This is a genomic window from Desulfovibrio sp. 1214_IL3152 (assembly GCF_036763055.1).
In the GTDB taxonomy this organism is placed as follows: domain Bacteria; phylum Desulfobacterota; class Desulfovibrionia; order Desulfovibrionales; family Desulfovibrionaceae; genus Desulfovibrio.
Map to the genome: position 1 here is coordinate 1 of NZ_JBAIYW010000446.1, position 1,232 is coordinate 1,232.

A 1,232-nucleotide genomic window follows, 5' to 3' on the forward strand; every position below is an offset into this window, starting at 1 on the left:
GCGTGGGCTGGCGCTGTGCGGCGGGTACGTCACGCAAGGACGGCAGGCCCATTTTACGCCAGCTCGTGGCGGCACGTTGCAGCGGCTCCGGCATGTTGGCCTTGAGATCGGCTACAAACGTCTGGCCGGGGTTGTAGTCAAAGCCCGCATCAGGGAAAAAGTGAGAACCGTTGGGCATGCGGTAGCCCGTGACCGTGCGCGGCTCGGGCTGCCCGGTATCAGGGTTGCGAATGATGACTTCTTTTTCAATGGCGTCACCGCCGCTGTCTTGCAGCGCGTATCCGCCACGCTTAAAGCCACGCTCTGATAAGGTATCCACCCGGCAGCGACAGTGCCAGCCGTTGGGCGGGTACATGGTCTGCCAGATGGGATCGTCATAACGGTACACAAGCCCGTTCATGGCCGCGTGGCTAGGCCGCGTCCTGGCATCCATGATGGCCATATAGCGCCAATACGGGGCCACGGCAGCACTTTCCACCTGCTGCTTGTAGCGCCCGGCATTGTACGCTGACTGCATGTTTTGACGGTAGATGAGATTAAGGCGGCTGGCGCTGCCGCGCTCCCCCTTGCGCACCTCGCCCGTATCTGGATTGACTATATCCCCCTTGCCCCACCAGCCTTTGCGCTTGAGCGTATCTTCCAGCCCGTGCCGAAACTGCGCCTTGCTCTGGCCTTCGGCAAGGGCTTTTGCCGTGGCGGCCTTGATGTCGGCCAAAAGATCAGCCTTGGTCACGCCAGCAACCGTAAACGCGCGGGCGTGGGCCTCGCGCCATGTGTCTTGCCAGCGGAACGATATTTTATGCCCTTTACTTTCAAAATACCGGATGGCCTCACGCGGGGGCAGATTGCAGGCGTGGGAAAGATCAATATCGGTGCTCATAACAATACCTTTGTGCGGGCGTAAGTTTTGATGCAATGCAAGGACGGCAAATGCCGGGCTGCGGGAGTGTAGAAAAAACTACATGACCAAAGCACGGCATGCCGCCTGACGCCGCAGTGCGCAAAAATCACGCCTGCACCCGCCCCCACACCTCGCTGACAAACAGCGCCCGTGCCATGATTTCGGCCAGCTGGGTTTCGTCCATCTGCGGGTACAACTCGCCCAGACGGGCTTGCATGTCTTCGGGCGACAACCCGGCATCAAGCTCCGCAATCAGTGGGGCAAGTAGTGCCTCGCCTGCCAGCGCCAGAGCCGCGCTGGCCTGCATGCCATCCAGAGCGCCCTGCGCTGA

The 1,232-nt window shown here is 60.8% G+C and carries 1 protein-coding gene and 1 pseudogene; both read right to left on the bottom strand.

Annotated elements, in window-relative coordinates:
- On the bottom strand, positions 1–880 hold an 880-nt coding region (locus V6C07_RS09435), incomplete at its 3' end, for a phage head morphogenesis protein (RefSeq protein WP_333536177.1).
- A gap of 127 nt (positions 881–1,007) precedes the next feature.
- Positions 1,008–1,232: pseudogene (locus tag V6C07_RS09440) on the bottom strand (phage portal protein family protein); the annotation flags it as partial.